This window comes from Candidatus Njordibacter sp. Uisw_058 (genome assembly GCF_047730065.1).
Classification (GTDB): Bacteria; Pseudomonadota; Gammaproteobacteria; order Pseudomonadales; family Balneatricaceae; genus Njordibacter.
Genome location: NZ_CP159829.1, coordinates 703,755 through 721,339, shown reverse-complemented (window position 1 = coordinate 721,339; position 17,585 = coordinate 703,755). Strand labels below are relative to the sequence as shown.

16 protein-coding genes are annotated in these 17,585 nt (G+C 42.2%); all 16 read right to left on the bottom strand.

Going from position 1 to position 17,585, the window contains the following annotated elements; genetic code table 11:
• Positions 1 to 41 precede the first annotated feature (41 nt).
• The 16 genes from fliE to ABXT59_RS03225 all read right to left on the bottom strand — a co-directional run bounded on the left by fliE (position 42) and on the right by ABXT59_RS03225 (position 17,490).
• On the bottom strand, positions 42 to 377 hold the full coding sequence (gene fliE, locus ABXT59_RS03300) for a flagellar hook-basal body complex protein FliE (RefSeq protein WP_443637675.1): 336 nt from the start codon (positions 375 to 377) through the stop codon (positions 42 to 44).
• A gap of 13 nt (positions 378 to 390) precedes the next feature.
• Positions 391 to 1,845, bottom strand: coding sequence for a sigma 54-interacting transcriptional regulator (locus tag ABXT59_RS03295; RefSeq protein WP_443637673.1), 1,455 nt, complete (start codon positions 1,843 to 1,845; stop codon positions 391 to 393).
• A gap of 152 nt (positions 1,846 to 1,997) precedes the next feature.
• Complete coding sequence (locus ABXT59_RS03290) at positions 1,998 to 3,119, bottom strand: sigma-54 interaction domain-containing protein (protein WP_443637672.1); 1,122 nt, start codon at positions 3,117 to 3,119, stop codon at positions 1,998 to 2,000.
• 98 nt (positions 3,120 to 3,217) lie between these two features.
• Positions 3,218 to 3,625 carry a flagellar export chaperone FliS gene (gene fliS, locus ABXT59_RS03285; RefSeq protein WP_443637671.1) on the bottom strand — a complete coding sequence of 136 codons (408 nt, stop codon included), beginning with the start codon at positions 3,623 to 3,625 and terminating at the stop codon, positions 3,218 to 3,220.
• A gap of 79 nt (positions 3,626 to 3,704) precedes the next feature.
• Positions 3,705 to 4,115, bottom strand: a complete 411-nt coding sequence (gene fliS, locus ABXT59_RS03280) for a flagellar export chaperone FliS (protein ID WP_443637669.1) — start codon at positions 4,113 to 4,115, stop codon at positions 3,705 to 3,707.
• 95 nt (positions 4,116 to 4,210) lie between these two features.
• Positions 4,211 to 6,238, bottom strand: a complete 2,028-nt coding sequence (fliD, locus tag ABXT59_RS03275; protein ID WP_443637668.1) for a flagellar filament capping protein FliD — start codon at positions 6,236 to 6,238, stop codon at positions 4,211 to 4,213.
• 205 nt (positions 6,239 to 6,443) lie between these two features.
• Complete coding sequence (locus tag ABXT59_RS03270; protein ID WP_443637666.1) at positions 6,444 to 6,833, bottom strand: flagellar protein FlaG; 390 nt, start codon at positions 6,831 to 6,833, stop codon at positions 6,444 to 6,446.
• 75 nt (positions 6,834 to 6,908) lie between these two features.
• Positions 6,909 to 8,360 (bottom strand): flagellin N-terminal helical domain-containing protein, encoded by a 1,452-nt coding sequence (locus tag ABXT59_RS03265; RefSeq protein ID WP_443637665.1) that lies wholly within the window; start codon positions 8,358 to 8,360, stop codon positions 6,909 to 6,911.
• A gap of 353 nt (positions 8,361 to 8,713) precedes the next feature.
• Entirely contained in the window at positions 8,714 to 9,130 is a 417-nt protein-coding gene (locus ABXT59_RS03260; protein ID WP_443637664.1) for an adenylyltransferase/cytidyltransferase family protein, read from the bottom strand.
• 44 nt (positions 9,131 to 9,174) lie between these two features.
• On the bottom strand, positions 9,175 to 9,723 hold the full coding sequence (locus ABXT59_RS03255) for an adenylyl-sulfate kinase (RefSeq protein WP_443637663.1): 549 nt from the start codon (positions 9,721 to 9,723) through the stop codon (positions 9,175 to 9,177).
• Positions 9,724 to 9,744: 21 nt separating this feature from the next.
• Complete coding sequence (locus ABXT59_RS03250) at positions 9,745 to 12,516, bottom strand: tetratricopeptide repeat protein (RefSeq protein ID WP_443637662.1); 2,772 nt, start codon at positions 12,514 to 12,516, stop codon at positions 9,745 to 9,747.
• Between the two features lie 326 nt (positions 12,517 to 12,842).
• Positions 12,843 to 13,127 (bottom strand): hypothetical protein, encoded by a 285-nt coding sequence (locus tag ABXT59_RS03245; protein WP_443637661.1) that lies wholly within the window; start codon positions 13,125 to 13,127, stop codon positions 12,843 to 12,845.
• A gap of 402 nt (positions 13,128 to 13,529) precedes the next feature.
• Entirely contained in the window at positions 13,530 to 13,943 is a 414-nt protein-coding gene (locus ABXT59_RS03240) for a hypothetical protein (RefSeq protein WP_443637660.1), read from the bottom strand.
• Between the two features lie 579 nt (positions 13,944 to 14,522).
• Positions 14,523 to 14,912, bottom strand: a complete 390-nt coding sequence (locus ABXT59_RS03235) for a DUF6165 family protein (protein ID WP_443637658.1) — start codon at positions 14,910 to 14,912, stop codon at positions 14,523 to 14,525.
• A complete protein-coding gene (locus ABXT59_RS03230) occupies positions 14,909 to 17,086 on the bottom strand; it encodes a tetratricopeptide repeat protein (protein WP_443637656.1) in 2,178 nt (725 codons plus the stop codon). Before ABXT59_RS03230 ends, ABXT59_RS03235 begins: the two co-directional genes overlap by 4 nt.
• On the bottom strand, positions 17,083 to 17,490 hold the full coding sequence (locus tag ABXT59_RS03225) for a tetratricopeptide repeat protein (protein WP_443637655.1): 408 nt from the start codon (positions 17,488 to 17,490) through the stop codon (positions 17,083 to 17,085). Before ABXT59_RS03225 ends, ABXT59_RS03230 begins: the two co-directional genes overlap by 4 nt.
• Between the last annotated feature and the right edge of the window lie 95 nt (positions 17,491 to 17,585).

Sequence of the window (17,585 nt, the reverse complement as noted above, 5' to 3'; positions counted from 1 at the left end):
GGATTATCCTAAAACTTAGTCGTTATGGTTATTATTGGGGCTTAAACGGGCATCTTCATAATGTCTTGATAGGCCGACAACACTTTGTTTCTTACTTGTAAGGTTGCTTGGTAGGCCATGGATGATTTCTGCATGCTTAGCATGACGTCTGCTAGAGGGATATCGACTCCACGGTCATAGGCTTCGGCCATATTTTTGGCCGTCATTTGAGTTTCATTCACCGACTTAAGGCTTGAAGATAAGGCTTCACCAAAGCTAGAAACGCCTTCAGTTTGATTGACACCATTAAGGCCTGGCGCTTGTGTTTGGGATTGGCTGGCCATGATGCGCATTTGATTGATCATGCCCTGCATTGAGTTTGCACTATTTACATTCATAATTTATTACTCTTTAACTAGGGATGGCCATACCAAGATCTTTCATCTTAGCAAGCTTATAACGAAGGGTTCGAGGGCTAATGCCCAGTTCAATAGCAGCGTCTTTGCGGCTACCATTAAGTCGGTCTAAAGTGATTAAGATCATTTTTTGTTCACTGTCGCGGGCCACGTCAGACAAGCCTCGATTGTTGAGATCTTGCCCTACAAAGCCGCCATCTGTGCCTGTTGCTTGATACGTCTGGTAATGCTCTTGTTCAGCCATTTGTGGCAAAGAACTCACATTCTGTACTAGCCCAAGATTAGGGATCTGTTCCATAAAATCATCAAGCCCACCATCAACTAGCAAATGCTCTAGGCCAATGGAGCCACCAACAGCAAGCACTAAGGCACGCTGCACCACATTTTCTAATTCTCGCACATTACCTGGCCACGAATAAGATTGTAAAAAACCTAATGCGGGCTTATCAAACTGAGCATTTGCTGCCATGGCGCCCATAGAGCCACGATGACGTTGCAATAAGAACTGAGCAATCGGTAAGATATCCTGCGCCCGTTCTTTAAGGGGTAATAGCTTCAGAGGGAACACGTTTAAGCGATAATAGAGGTCTTCTCTGAAACGCTTTTCTAAGACTTCTTTTTGTAAATCACGGTTGGTGGCCGCAATAATGCGTGCATCTAACTTGATGACTTCTGTGCCTCCCAAACGCTTGAGTTCTTTTTCTTGTACCACTCGCAAAAGCTTTGCTTGTAACGAAAAGGGTAACTCACCCACTTCGTCTAAGAATAAGGTGCCACCTTGGGCCTGTTCAAATAAGCCTAAATAACGCTGATGGGCTCCAGTAAAAGACCCCTTCTCGTGACCAAAAAGCATGTCTTCTAGCATCGTTTCTGGGATCGAGGCGCAGTTCACTGCTACAAATTCGCCTTTTGATCTAGGTGACGCTTGGTGAATGTGCTTGGCTAAGACTTCTTTACCAGCACCAGATTCACCCCCAATAAGCACTGTCACATCCGTTTGTGCTACCCGTTCAGAGAGCGCTAAAAGCTGCTGACTGCGGAGGTCTCGACAAATAAATCCATCTGGCTGACGCGCAAGTAATTGACCTAGATAGCGTTTAAAACGACCAGGTTCAATCGGCAGGGGAAGTACATTTTTGGCACCTAAGGCCATCGCCTCAACAGCCATAGCCACGTCATTCGCCTCAACCAAAACCAGCACACTGGCGCGGTGTAAAGAGGCGGCTAAGTGTTGAAAAACACTCGCCAATGGTACTTGTAAACTAGCCGCATTAATAACCAGTAGGTCGATTTGACCCCGACCAAATAACACTTCCAGTTCATTCAAGTCATGAGCTGGTAAGGCCACCATACCCGCACCGCTTGCCATTTCGGCAAGCATGTCTAGGCCGGTGTCTTGGCTATCGAGTACTGCGACTGTTGGATTGGTGTTGGCCATCATTGCTTCCATTTGTGGTTTGCCCAAAGGGCTTTAAAACTATTCACAAATTTAAATGCAATTTTGGTGCCATAAACATTAAACTATACTAAGTTTATGTTTTTAAACAGTATTTATATAAAAATAAAATACTTTTAATGAACATAGACGAGATTACGTCAATGTTAACTCAATTCTTGAAGCTGGTATTTCTTAATTTTTTCGATCAATGTCGTACGTCTGACACTGAGTAAGTCTGCGGCTTTACTGACATTACCTGAGGTCGCATCGAGGGCTTTTTGAATGAGTTGGGTTTCAACAGCAATGAGCTGCTGTTTAAGATCACAACCGTGGCTCATGTCTATGGCTGACACTAGCATGTCAGCGAGGCTATCAATATTACTTGGATGCTCGTCTATCACGAGAGGATCAAATAAACGCGGAGGCTCAACTACATCTTTGACCCTAGAAGGATTACTTTCCAACGCTTGGGGATATAACGCTAATTCTACTTGGCCCTCCACAGCAAGCATGTCTGATACCAGTATGGGGGCACTGGGCTGAAGATTTTGTAAGGTAATTTCTGCACCAGGGTACAAAATGTTCATGCGCTCTACTAAATTACGCAATTCACGGCAGTTGCCCTTCCATTGGCGCTGCATCAAATCATGAGCCGCAGCCATAGAAAGAGTTACCGGGGAATCGTCTCCTACACAGAGTTCTTGTGCAAAAAAGTTCCACAATAAAAGAATGTCTTCACCGCGCTCGCGCAGCGGTGGCATTTGAATAGGAAATACATTAAGTCGGTAGTAAAGGTCTTCGCGGAAATCACGTGCGGCTACCTTATCTGATAAGTTCTGATGGGTAGCAGCAACAATGCGCACGTCAATGGATCGGGGCTTCTCGCTACCCACTCGATCGATGACTTGTTCTTGCAACACACGCAGCAGTTTAACTTGCATACTGAGGGGCATTTCGCCTATTTCATCTAGCAGCAAAGTGCCCTTATCCGCCAGTTCAAAACGACCTTTTTTGGCACTAGATGCACCCGAAAAAGCCCCTTTCTCATGGCCAAACAATTCACTTTCAAGCAACTCTGAAGGAATAGCGCCACAGTTTACTGGCACATATGAGTGCTCGCAGCGGCTAGATTCTTGATGCAAGGCTTTCGCCACCAACTCTTTACCCGTGCCCGATTCACCAAGAATGAGCACAGAGGCGTTAGACTGAGCAACCTGCTGAATGAGCAGTTTAACCTGCTGCATGGGAGGCGAGTTGCCTAACAATAAAGAATCGGTAATTGACATGGGTCCATCCATACACATTTGGAACCGTCAAAATACCGACATATTCAATTTAGTGCAAGTAAAACACTCCGTTACTTTGTAACCAAGTGTATCTCGAGTCAATTGACCTTTTGCATATAGTGCATGTTTAAAGGTATTTTTTCCCAAGACCCACGAATATCTTTCAACATGGCCTGAATATTTTGCACAGTATCCGCATCATTTTTAAAACTGGCTCTAAATAATTCTTTGGTCATATATTGATACAAGGAATATAAATTATTAGCTAAATCTCCACCCGTTTCCATGTCTAAACATTCACGCATACCATTAATAATGGTAATGGAACGAGTGCTTTGTTTACTTCGTAACTCAAAATTGTTGTTTTGGATAGCTCCGATGGTCATGCTCATGGCTTCAATTGCACCATCAAATAACATCAACATTAACTGATGAGGTGACGCATAGGTGGTTTGGGTATCATTTTTAATTTGGCCATATTTCGCCAAGGCTGCGATAGCATTCATAAAGTGTTCCTTCATTACGGTAGATAACACTTATATTATCGGCAGAAAACACACAAACATTAACATCTTTGCTATTTTTTTAACGATCTTTACTCGAACTAATCTGATGCATTTCAGACGGAATCTGAGCCCAACTTTCTCGCACGGTTTTAAGCAACAATTGAATCTCTTTAATGGCTTCCACGTCAGATGTTAGGTTGGCCTGAAAGAGTTTCTCAACCATGTACTCATATAAATCATGAAGATTACTCGGTAACTCACCATGACTCATATCTAAACAATCTTTTAACCCATTAACGACAGCAATTGACTTACTGATCATCTTACCTTTTAACTCGTAATCTGAACGCGCGATGGCTTGTAATGCGACACCAATAAAAGTTATTGCACCGTCAAATAGCATCAAAGTTTTTTCATGAGCAGAAGCAAACTCTGCCTGCGCATCATGTTGAACATTGCCATATTGCTGAAGAGGGGATCGTCTAAACATTATAAAATATCATCATTTAACAAGGAGATCACAACATTATCATTATCATTATCATTTAATTTAATTTCAATACAAGTAAATTAACATTAAACCAATTAATCGTTACTTTTCGTAAATGGCAAATTTTCTAATTGCGTTTTCAGATATTCCTGTGTGGATTTCATTTCAGCCATTATCTTATTCATGGTACTAAATTGCTTAGTGTACCTCGCCTCAACAGACGTCATCTTCGTATCCAGCGCCTTTTGGTCGCTAGTTAGCTCTAATGTTGTTTTGGCATAACTGGTCTCTCGGAGCTTAACAACACCATCGAATGCGAGGTAAGCCGCTATTTGGTTTACCAAGTCTCCCGCAATGCCCCTACTGGCAGTGCCAAGAGCCGTTTGATCATCTGTATTGGCGCTAAACATTTTAGTGATGTCGTCATAATAATTGGTCAACGCCGCGCTTAACGTTGTTTGGTTCACCGAGAAGGTTCCATCCTTCTGTAGCGATATACCGATGTCCATTATATTGTTCTTGGTATTACCCGGTGTTGTACTATCAGTTGTCAAAAAACTACGCATCTTGCTTCTAATAGCCTTCACCTCAGAATCAGTTTTGAGGTCACCCTCATCCGTGGTTACAGAGCCAGCTGCAGTAAGACCTTTTATCACACCTTCAAACGTATTATAGGCATTTACTAAGTTTGTAATGGCTGCTTTGGCTACAGTTGTATCCCGCCCTACTGATAACACCACAGCACTGGCTGAAACTTCCATAAGATCAAGCTTAAGCCCAGGAACCACGGCTTCTATTTGGTTAGTTGCACTAGAAATAGCTAATCCGTTCACGCTGAGTGTGGCATTTTGCGCTCCTTGGATTTTATTACCATCACTTCCAACTGTAGTATCTACAGTTGAAATGGTAAGCGCAACAGAGCCGTTGGTTGTTCCACTAATGGTGCCTTTGGTCATCTGAGTATCACTTCCAACGTCACTGGTTACAGTGAAAGCCACTCCGCTGCCAGAAACTGCAGCAACTGTGATTCCAGATGCAGCATTTACCTGAGCGGCAAGCTGGACAATAGTATTTGCTGAGCTGGAAGAATAGGCCTGTGTGTAAGTAGTGCCTTCATAGGTAAATGACGCACTACCGCCGTCAGTAACTGCAGCACCGAGTGTATAGGTGTCTACCTCCCGTGTGTTTGTGGTTTGTAAACCAAACACAGAGTCTGTGATAGTCAGCGCGTTGTCACTCCCCTCAGGGCCTTCAACGACAACACGGAAAGCACCACTGCTAGTCTCTACAAGACGCGCAGAGACATCAGCAGTGAGCTCATTGATGCCAAGGACGAGATCTGCCAAGGACGTGCTGCCCGCTACTAAAGTAATCGTTTCAGCTGCGGCTGAACCCACTTGAATGACAACCGTTGCCGCTGATGTGCCGTTCTGATCCACCGTCGAAGCACCAATTCCTGCAGTAGTATCAGCAGTTGACACAGAGAGTGCTGTGGATCCATCGCTTGTTCCACCAATTATGCCTTTGGTCATCTGTGTGTCACTTCCAGCATCGGTGGTAATGGTAAACGTTGTACTGTTGGTGGCAACTGCAGTCACTGTTGCCCCAGCAGAACCTGAATTTATGGCGGCTACAAGTCCGTTCATGGTCGTTGCGGAGTCGGTAAGAAAGGCCTGGGTGTAAGTAAGGCCACCATAGGAAAATTCCACACTCCCGCTGGCGTTGACAGCCGAATTAAGAGTATAGGTGTCAACTTCTAGTGCTTCTGCAACAGCGGTTGTCTGGTAAACATCGTTTTGCGCCAATTGACTCACTGTTACCTTGTAAGTACCGGGCTCCGATGTGCTAGAATCAAATTGAGCGCTAAGCTGCGTGGGGGCCGAGTTCGAAAAAGAAGAGAAATTAAAGTCCCGCTTATCATCTACAGCTTGGAATGCCGTTTGTAGGGTAGTGAGAGAGGATTTAAGCTGAGCCATGCCGGAGACACTGGTTTCAACATCCTTGGTCTTACGATCAATAGTGGCTTGCTTACTGGCTTTTTCGGCATCAACTATAGCGGTGACTAAGGCTTTAGTATCGAAACCCGCACCAACACCCATTGCATTTAAATAGTCAACTGCCATAATCCCTCCGTTTCCTGATCCCTTTGCTGCAGGGCCATAAGTGGCAATTGTTTGCCGTTATATAGAAATTTCGTTTTGTATTTTACATTAAGCAAAAATCATGCCACCTTATAAGCGCACTGATTAACTAATGAATTCAAAAGCAAAAAAAACAGCGCCCTGTTAAGTAGCGCTGTTTTGAACTTTACCAACGTAATTTATTTAGCTAAGTCCTTTTATTAAATATTAGGCCCATCATCTGGTCAATATTCTGCATTGCTTTAAGTGCTTCTACACTAGGCATTTGCCTTATAAGTTCACCTGTACTTTTGTTGGTGACTCTTACAACATCCTTACCCGTTTGTGGGTCAGTACTAAATATAACGGCTTGGTTACGCGAAACCATGGCTTCGTTTAACTCTCCTATTTTAGCTTCAAGCTCTTTTGCTGAAATAATCGGTTCTCGATTAATATCCACCTTTGGAGCTTCAGGTACTGGCTTGGGTTGATGCTTTACTACAGCCTCTGTTTGCGCAACTGGTCGGCTTATATCGACCTGAGTATTAACTTTGTGAGGAGCCACTTGGGGATTCGTACCTTGTGCTTCAATCTCCACAATAACCTCCTATTTGGTTAATTAATCATAACAGAGAGTATAAGCTAGCTCATACCCTCTATTGCAGATTAACGCTTACTTTAGCAGAGACAATACACCTTGGCCAGAAGCGTTAGCTTGCGCCAACATCGCAGTACCCGCTTGCTGAAGCACTTGAGCCTTAGCAAGGTTGGCCGATTCTACGGCAAAGTCTGTATCTGCAATACGAGACTTTGCAGCTGATTGGTTTTCCACTCGATTCATCAAGTTAGACACGGTGTGATCTAGCCGGTTAGCTACCGCACCTAGCTCACTTCGATAGGAATCCACCTGCACTATTGACTCATCAACAGCACTCATTGCTGCAGTGGCGCCAGCGGCTGTTAAGATTGACGCGTTACCAGCAAAGCTCGCCGTTCTCTGCATCGCACCAGTGGTGAAGTCCGCACCCGCTAAAGTACTTGACAACGTCAGAACAGTAGAGGATGTTCCCACAGCGTTGAGATTAGTAGTGCTATCATTAATTTGACTTGCTAAGGCTAGCATAGTGGTCGCACCGTCAGTGACAAAGTCTTGCGAGAACTCAGTACCGTTAACATTTACGGTAATCGTCTCGTTGACTGCAGAAGTGGCGCTCAACGTATGGGTACCAACTTGCTTAGTCGTGGGACCGTTTACTGTAGTTTCAGCATAAATAGTTGTACCGGCTACCGCTACACTATCTGAAAATACTTTCAGACCAGTAGAAGTCCAACCTTCACCTGCTGTCAAACTTGTCAACGTCAGAACAGTAGCTGATGCTGTAGCATGGATATTTTCATTGTCAGCAGTAATTGTTGCTCCTAATTTTTGCATCGTTATAAGAGCGCTAGTGTCGAATTTTTGAGTGTAAGTCACACCACTAACGTCCATTTCAAGAGACGCCGATGCAGACGGGGCAGTAGTAATTGTAAAAGTAGTCACTGGCAGTGAGGCGCTGGTATGCGCAACAGTAATAGCAGCAGTGGCTAGCTCAGTAACTGCCGAACCAGTGTCAAAAACGGCCAAATCAGATGACTTCATTTGCTGGAATTGCATTGTGACGTTATCTGTTGCACCATCTCCAACCTGAAAAGAGACTTTGGATGTAGAATTCAGCATATTCGTGCCGTTGAAATCCGTCTCTGCAGCAACCGAGGTGATGGCAGATGCCAAAGCCTGAAACTCTGCATTCAAGGCAATGCGGTCAGAAGAAGAGTAACTTCCGCTGCTAGCTTGAGTCGCAAGTTCTTTCATGCGGTTTAGCATGGAACTTGTTTCTTCCAACGCGCCTTCCGCAGTTTGCAACATTGAGATGCCATCGTTGGCATTTCGAATACCTTGATTCATTGAACTGATTTTAGATTCCAAAGAATGAGAGATTGCTAAACCTGCAGAATCATCCATGGCTGAGTTAATACGCTGGCCAGATGCCAAACGCTCCATCGACGTTTCCATTGATTGGCGTGAGGTTTCTAAATGACGTTGCGCCGTTAAAGATGCTACGTTTGTTCCTATTACCATACTCATGATAAATACTCCTAAAGTAAATAAACCGACCCTATTTCTATACGATTTCCGAGCTGGAAATCGCTCGATTAAGGCCGGGTGGGAATAGCCTTTGGAGTTACTATCGGCTAACCTAGGTTGAACTTTAGGAGTTTTATGATTTTTTTTAAGTATCTACACGAGAATGTATGGGGAAATGAATGATTCACAGCGCTGAACTCATACAGAGTAAATATCAATAGAGTCCACATCAAGTCTAGAATGTAAGACCCTATTTTCTTAGGCGCATCACAGGTGATTAAATTTTATTAGAAAAGTAACGTCAATTAGATTCACAAGGGGTTTAGAATTAAGTCTACTAACCGTCACAATTGTCAGTTAACTGCTATTTTTGTTTTAATTGAAGTAGAGGATTGACCTTGAAAATAAGGCAGCACGATCACTCGACCCCCTAACTCGACCATTAACTTTCGGCCCTCTTCAATTTGTTTGTTGTCATGACTCTCACTTTCCATCAAAATATTTGGAACTATATTTCTAACATTTACAAAGGGCGTGTAATCTTGCTGGCCAACAACCAAGTCGACAAACTCTATTGCATTAGCTAACTCTAAGCGCTCAGAAAAATCAAGAATAGGCGCCTTGCCTTTTTTTGCCAAGACAGCCTCGTCTGACACTATGCCGACAATAAGGCGGCCATCTGGCCCAGCTATTGCTTTGGCGTTCTTTAGCATCATAAGGTGTCCTCGATGAACTATATCAAGGACAAAGTAAGAGTAAACGATGTTCATGTTAATATACCTTTGGTTCAGTTGGCCTAGCTAAATTCTTTCTACTATACTGGATTTAGTTTGTTTAGTGCTGCCATGAGATGATCAGCTAAAGTGGTAGGATTTTGCCAAATGGCAGGTTGGGTCTCAAAATCCAAGATCAGGTGAGGCGTTTGAGGTGGGTCTACACTCATATCTAAACCTGCCACGTTGATGAGCTCTCCATTTTTATACCTTTTATAAATAGACTTGGGATCACGACGACACAATTCATCTAAAGGTACTTTTAGATAGACTTCAAAATAGTTTGTTATGTTTTCACGATTCCATGCATATAGTTCATCGAACATCGATATTGTGGCGATCACAACTATAAAACCCTGGTCCGACAACAACCTGCACATCTGAGCATATTTTAGCGCGAGTTTAATTCTTGCTTTTCGGCTGTGACTATCTAGTACATTTTCAGAGACTTGCAAAAGATTACGCAATATATCCCCATCCAACAATATGGGCTGTGATTCACATTCTTGTAGGCGCTGAATTAACTCTTTAGCGAGGGTTGTTTTTCCAGCTCCTGACAAGCCTGTAATCCAGATCACTTTGCCTGCCATACACAATCTCCAATATCAGTGTTACCAATTTATTTTTAGTGGCTTTATCATATTTGGATAAGTGTGCCATTTAGCCAACGTATTCCAGCGATCGATCAAGCCTGACCTAAGGTATGAATAATAACCTGATTTCATAAACTGTTCTGCATCTTTATGCATGCGTTGAGCCATCTTTATTTCAAAACCAAACATTTTATCCAGCATTGGCCTTATTGCCTGGAGGTCCACTTTAAACTGTTCTAAGTTCTGCTCTGCATATCCAAACCTGACACTAAATGGGTAGAAGAGCGTACGAAGTATAAATTGATCGTTCTCAGTAAAAATTGACCCTAATTTACGCTCAATAGAAGTTTTGCCAAACGGCTCCATTCCATCTTTTTTAAAGTCAGGGCTGCCTGGATCACCCCACCATTTCTTACCCTGTGCTGTCATCTCATAAAGGCTTTCCGTCTCTTCAATGCCCATCCAATCACACAACGCAGGAATGGTTTTTTGAGGAGACTCCTTTAAATCCTCAAGTCGGACCCCAACGGCGTTTTGTTTGTCATAAATAATATTATCTATCTCATAGAGCATTGTAATGATTTTAGTCGGAATGTCAGCATATGCATTATTATGAAAGTTACTTCTGATCCAAGATTCACAAGCCTGTATGGGTTCACGGACCATCATGACCCAATTAGCGTTGGGTGCTGACTGTACAAAATTAAGTTTTGCGTAGTAATCTGGGTTATGGATATGATAAAAAATTAAGTTTTTAAGGTTACGATCTTTCAAAGCCTTATCGTAGGCCATGTGGACTAGTTTAAAGAAAACATAAGCATCAAGATGATCATTAAGGTCCATAAGGCGCTGCAGTTCTGCACGAAATAAGGCTTTGTCGACCCTAAGTACTTCGTCTCGTTGATCTCCAAGATTAGCCATTCCCTCTTTTTGACCCAAATTAGCAATAAGCGCTCTACTCATTGATTCAATCGGGTTTTGAACTGAGGCATCAAATAAGACTTCATAGGTTGCAATAAAGCGATCTGCCATCTTGTTCCATCCACCTGAAACTATCTTGTCCCAGGTGGAATGATTAAAGAACTCACTGAAATAAATACTAGGCGTCGTAGATACTTCTGGGTGACCATCAATAAGGCTATGCAGTAAGCCTGTGCCACTCCTTCCAAAATGGACTAGTGCCACTGTCTTATTAGGTCCAATCATTTGAGGAAGAGATTCTTTCGGCGTTACTGCTGGATTTCTGATGATTATATTGTCAGCTTTACTTAAGAGACTGCACACTTCATTTAAAGCACTTTCAGCATTTTTTCCCCCTTGGTGCAGGCTAAAACTCAAAACAGATTTTGCAATGCGAGCATACTTAGAACCTACCTTCAGATTAATCGTTGAAAGGAGGTCCTCAATGTCCGGAGTCTGTAACTTCATCGCTCGGAATGGGTATAACAGGCTATACCATGCACTTCCATAATCAGGTTTAATTTTTAAAGCCTGTTTGTAGCTTTCTATAGCAGCCTCTGAGTCACCCTTATCCTGCAGGGCATTACCCATATTGTAATAGGCCTCAGCATAATCAGGCTTGATCTCTAGAGCCTTTTTGAAGCTATCAATGGCGACCTCAAGGTCACCCTTAATCTGTTGCAGAGCACCTATATTATTATAGGCCTTAGCATAATTAGGCTTGATCTTTAAAGCTTTTTGATAGCTATGGATGGCAGCCTCAAAATCACCCTTATCCTGCAGTGTATTACCCATATTGTTATGGGCTTCGGCATAGTTGGGTTTAATATTCAGAGCCTTATTGAAGCTGTCTATTGCAGACTCCAGGTCGCCCTTATCCTTTAAGACAGCACCCATATTACTATAAGCCTCAGCATAGTCAGGCTTAATCTTTAGAGCCTTTTTGTAACTGCCTATTGCAGCCTCCAAGTCACCCTTATTGTTGAGGGCAACACCCATATTATAATAGGCTTCAGCATAGTCAGGTTGAATCTTCAGAGCCTGTTTGTAACTGCCTATAGCAGCATCAAATCGACCCAACCCTACATTAGCCGCGCCTTGAATATTATACACAGTCAATGAGTCAGGAAACTGCAACAACAATTGCTTGGCACTGTCCAAAGCCTGTTGGAGCTGCCCTTGCTGACAGAGGTTGATCAAACGCTGTTGTTGGTCTTGTGGTGGCTCTTTAACCTTTGATGCTTTACCAATAAGTCCAACCGATAGTGATTTGATCCCATCAAGAGCTCGCTTGTTCTTTGGAAATCTACCAAGAATATCATTATAAATGAGCTTGGCGTCCTCAGGAGACCCTGCTTTGGCTTTCTTCTTTGCAAGTCTTATCGCTTGATCAAGCTTTAAGCTGTCTAGGACATTAGGCCTCACTGGGTTTTGACCATCAGTGGAGGGGGTAGCTTTTTTCTGTACTTTATTTGACTCATTGAGTCTTTGTTCCAGCTGCTCAAAAGCTTCACCGCTGGCTCCCTTGCCCCTAGCTTGATCAAGCACAGTCTGGGCATCCACTATTTGATCTAATTGAATCAAAGCATCAATATAGCTTATCCAGTATTGATCTATGCCAGGGTTAGATTCTAAGGCGGCTTTAAAGTAAGCCAGCGCTTCTTGCATCTTATTCACATTAACCGCTAACACTCCCATATTATGATTGGCGTCAGGGTGTTTGGGTTGTGCCTGAAGTATTGCTGTATAGAGACGGTCTGCTTCTTGAACTTGGCCAGCTTTATGGGCTTCAACAGCCTGCTGAAGGACTTCGTCTAATGTCAGTTCCATAGTCAATCCATGATGTATTTTTTATTGACAAGAATATCATTAGCGTACATCTATATAAATACCTTACTTAAGTGGTAGTAACTTTAGTGCCATACTTAAGCAAGGCAGACAACTAATTACTTATATAGCTTTCCACTAAAAAAGTATTTTTGGATCTCCTATGCATGAAACTCCAGTATCTATAAACTGTCGTTGAACGATTAAATTATTGGGGCCCTTTTAACCCAAAAGGCCTGATGGATCTCTTAGCCCTATATATACTTCTAAGAATCTCGTTATATGCTTTCAGTTCCTTTTGGAATCCTTACTGTTCTTGGGGTATTTGTTTAGTCGATTAGCTTCTTAGAACCAGATTCTTTATCTTCTCTAAATAGCACCAGCGCAGGAGGAGCCAATTGAGGAGTGATTGGGTCAAGTAATTTACTAAGTGCGCTCGTTGCTTGGATTGAAGACCTAATCCCATTTCCATAGGGTAGATTCTTACAAGTTATAAAGTGTATGGATTCTGATTTCTCAAGTTCGTCAGTTACAGTTTTGATAGCAGTGACACCAGCATCTAGCCCATTGTATAAAGCAAGCCCTTTGAAGTTATTGTGGCGAGAAACCGGCACCTTGGAGCCCTTGTATAAAATGAGGTTTAAAAGGATTAACTTAAGACGCTTTTTGCCGACTTGGTGACGATTTAGGTTGGTCTCTTCGAATAGCTTATCAACCAGTGCACTTAATTCTCAAGCTAATGAGTCTAGTGTGTAGTTGAAGTTTTTAGGGTCAGGGTCTTTGATAATCAAGGTCACACTCGAGAGTTCTTGAGCATCTAGGCATTAAACCTAGATCTCGTTCTCAAGCTTAAGGATATAGGTCTGGATGAGTAATAGAACTATTTTTGGGTTCGGCATCGGAATGACTGCTGGTAAAAATATTGGTCAGATAGTATTTCGGTTTCTTACACACCTTATTCCACGAAGGGATGGTAATAATCTTTATTATTTATCACAGACAATAATTTTCAAACCTTATTTGATAACACGCCATTTTATATCAATTTGTTTCACAATATTATTGTGATGATCGATATAGAATTGTAATTCATCTCTTTTTATTTCACCTGTTTCGATTTTTTTTCTGATACGTTCATCAACCACAAGATTGCTTGATACTACTTCAAAATTAACGTTGTGTATTAATCCTAAAGGAGAGTTGGCAGCACGCATTATGGCCCATACCTCATTATTAGCTTTACTATACAACTCGAGCATCGCAACGGTTACTGGTCTGACATGTGTAGGGTCAGTTATAAAATCATCATGTCGGGGATGTGGTACGTGAATATTTATTAATGCATTATTTTTACAAATTCTATAAAGTTCTTTGATTATGTTATTAAATATATCTGGATCTTGACCTATGTGCTCTAGAACGTGCGACATTAAAATTTCATCAACTACATCATCATCAAAGGGATATGGAAATTTTTTCTAAATCATGCACTTTGTCAACATCATAATAATCAAACTTATCAACGTTAACATAGCCATTTTTAATTTTTGCGCCGCATCCAAGATTTAATTTCATTTTTTAACCCGTGTTTTATTAAGATAATCATTCTTTAATCAGGCTAATCGACAAAAAATATAGTGCCGATTATTGCTATTTTAGCATAGCACTTTAGCGATTTAATTTCATCGACGGGTATCCCCCATCCCCACCATATCAGCCAACCAAAAGGTCATCTGGAATCATAGACAGCTTAACAACGTGCAATATTGCATAATTTTCAGGCGCTTATTGGCGGGCTCGCTGAGCAGGTGAAATCTGCTCAAACTCTAGAAGCAGACCTCCTCCATACAGCCATACTTCAGGCACAACCTATCCATCCTAACGTTAATCATAACTTTGGGGGCGCTGGCCTTTAGTGTTGGCAAACTACAACAGTCATCACTATTTTTCAAAACAGTCTTGGAGATGCATCCGGGCGCAGGTCAATACTGGCTGAGTTACATAGAGGCTTAGTATTTCGCATATGACTTTTCTTCTACAAGTTCTGATCCAAACATATCATTTATTTTTCTTTTGATACGAGAACGTTCATCATTTGTGATGTATACACTGCGAGCGAGTTGAATAAACTCATCATCAAAGGAACTGTTCCTTTCTTTATCTCTGATTTGGTCTTCAATATCCCAAAGTTGCTGATTGATTTGCCGCAACTCACCCTCAAGTTGTGTCGTTTCCATAGTCTTGAGACAGTATTGAGTCAATATCGATTGGAGTTTCTTTAATTCCTGCTCAACATTTTCGAGAGCGCTTTTTGACGTAATATTTTCCAACTTAATTTGAAGAATCGTTATCTTGTCAAACAATTCGCCCCAAGATATGGGGATTTTTGGGCTATTCATTTCACTTCCTTTTTTTGTTGTAGCATAGAGCTTAAGTCCCTTTCAATAGTTTCAAAAACATCAACCCAATCTCCTTGGGATTTTTGCCGGTACAAAGTAATTGTTGGATACCAAGGACTGTCCGACCGATCTAACATCCATACCCAATGCGGAATCTGCTTTAAAACAAGCCATGTTGGTCTTCCAATTGCACTAGCCAAATGAACAATTGATGTGTCGCAGGTAATGATCAAATCACAGTTCATCATTACTGCAGCTGTATCAAGAAATGCATACTGACCTGTATCAAAATCATGTCCCAATGTGGTCACATCAAAGTCAATGCCAGCCATCTGGGCTTCACCCGCACCCTTATGAAGGCTGATTAACTCTATATTTGGAATACTAGAAATGCCCTCAAAAATTGACAGTGGAAAAGATCGCCCAATGGCGGCCTTTGCTGTACTACCCTGCCAACAGATGCCCACCTTAAACCTATCTGTGCTCACTCTTTCTCCCCAAGTTCGAATTTTCTCCTGGTCTGCAAATAAGTAAGGGCTTGCAGCAGGTATTGTTTCTAAACTAGTGCCTAAGAGATGGGGAAGGCTCATCAACGGGGCTTCAAAGTCAATGTTATTTTCTTTTGGAAAGCTTGTCACTAACCTGATGTTACTGTCCATAGTTTGCAACAAAGCATGTAATTTTGACTTTACTTTAAAGGTAATATCCGCCCCTTTTTGCTCAAGAAGTGGTAAATATCTGCAAAACTGGATCATATCCCCCAACCCTTGCTCTTCATAGATGACAAAGTGTTTGCCACTTAAGCTCTTTTTACCATCCCAGATAAGGTGGGCTCTAGTAGGAGCAGCAGTCGATTTTGTTTGTCTTAAGCGTGACTCGTAAAAATTGAATCCTTTCTCCACACTACCTTGCAAGAAATAGGGATAGGACAAGTTGTGAAAGGCCTCAGCAAAATTAGGCCTGATCTTGATAGCTTGCTTTAAGCTATCTATAGATGAGGCTAATTGGCCCTTTTCCCTTAGGGCAACACCCATATTATTATAAGCGTCAGCAAAGTCAGGCTTAATCTTTAGAGCCTGTTTGAAGTTACCAATGGCGGCATCTAGATTCCCCTTATCTATTAGGGCAAGGCCCATATTGTTATAGGCCTCAGTATAGTCAGGCTTGATCTTTATGGCCTTTTGGTAACTGTCTATTGCGGTCTCTAAATCACCCTTATCGTTTAGAGCATTACCCATATTGTAATAAGCTTCAGCATAATCAGGCCTAATGTTAAGAGCCTGTTTGAAATTAGCTAGCCCAGCGTCTAGATCATCCTTAGCCATCAAGGCAAGACCCATATTGTTATAGGCATCCGCATAGTCAGGCTTGATCTTTATGGCCTTTTGGTAAATGTCTATTGCGGTCTCTAGGTCACCCTTATCATTCAGGGCAATGCCCATTGTGTTATGGGCCTCAGCATAATCAGGCTTAATTTTTATGGCCTGTTGGTAGCTGACTATTGCAGCCTCTAAATCACCCTTATCCTGCAGGGCAAGACCCATATTGTAATACGCCTCAACATAATCAGGTTTGAACTTTAAAGCCTGCTGGTAGCTATCTATTGCGGCTTCTAAATCACCGTTACCCTGCAGGGCAAGACCCATATTATTATAGGCATCAGCATAGTCAGGTTTGATCTTTAAAGCCTTATTGTAACTGCCTATCGCAGCCTCCAGGTCCCCCTTATTCTTTAAGGCAACACCCATATTATTATAAGCATCAGCATAATCCGGTTTAATCTTCAGAGCCTGTTTGTAACTACCTATAGCAGCATCAAGTTGGCCCAACCCTGCATTAGCCGCGCCTTGAACATTATACACAGTCAATGAGTCAGGAAACTGCAACAACAATTGCTTGGCACTGTCCAAAGCCTGTTGGAGCTGCCCTTGCTGAAAGAGGTTGATCAAACGCTGTTGTTGGTCTTGTGGTGGCTCTTTAACCTTTGATGCTTTACCAATAAGTCCAACCGATAGTGATTTGATCCCATCAAGAGCTCGCTTGTTCTTTGGAAATCTACCAAGAATATCATTATAAATGAGCTTGGCGTCCTCAGGAGACCCTGCTTTGGCTTTCTTCTTTGCAAGTCTTATCGCTTGATCAAGCTTTAAGCTGTCTAGGACATTAGGCCTCACTGGGTTTTGACCATCAGTGGAGGGGGTAGCTTTTTTCTGTACTTTATTTGGCTCATTGAGTCTTTGTTCCAGCTGCTCAAAAGCTTCACCGCTGGCTCCCTTGCCCCTAGCTTGATCAGCACAGTCTGGGCATCCACTATTTGATCTAATTGAATCAAAGCATCAATGTAGCTTATCCAGTATTGATCTATGCCAGGGTTAGATTCTAAGGCGGCTTTAAAGTAAGCCAGCGCTTCTTGCATCTTATTCACATTAACCGCTAACACTCCCATATTATGATTGGCGTCAGGGTGTTTGGGTTGTGCCTGAAGTATTGCTGTATAGAGACGGTCTGCTTCTTGAACTTGGCCAGCTTTATGGGCTTCAACAGCCTTCTGAAGGACTTCGTCTAATGTCAGATCCATAGTCAATCCATGATATATTTGTTATTGAAAGAATATCATTAGCGTAAGTCTATTTGCATTCCTTTTTTTATTGCTGGCACCTACAATGCCATGCT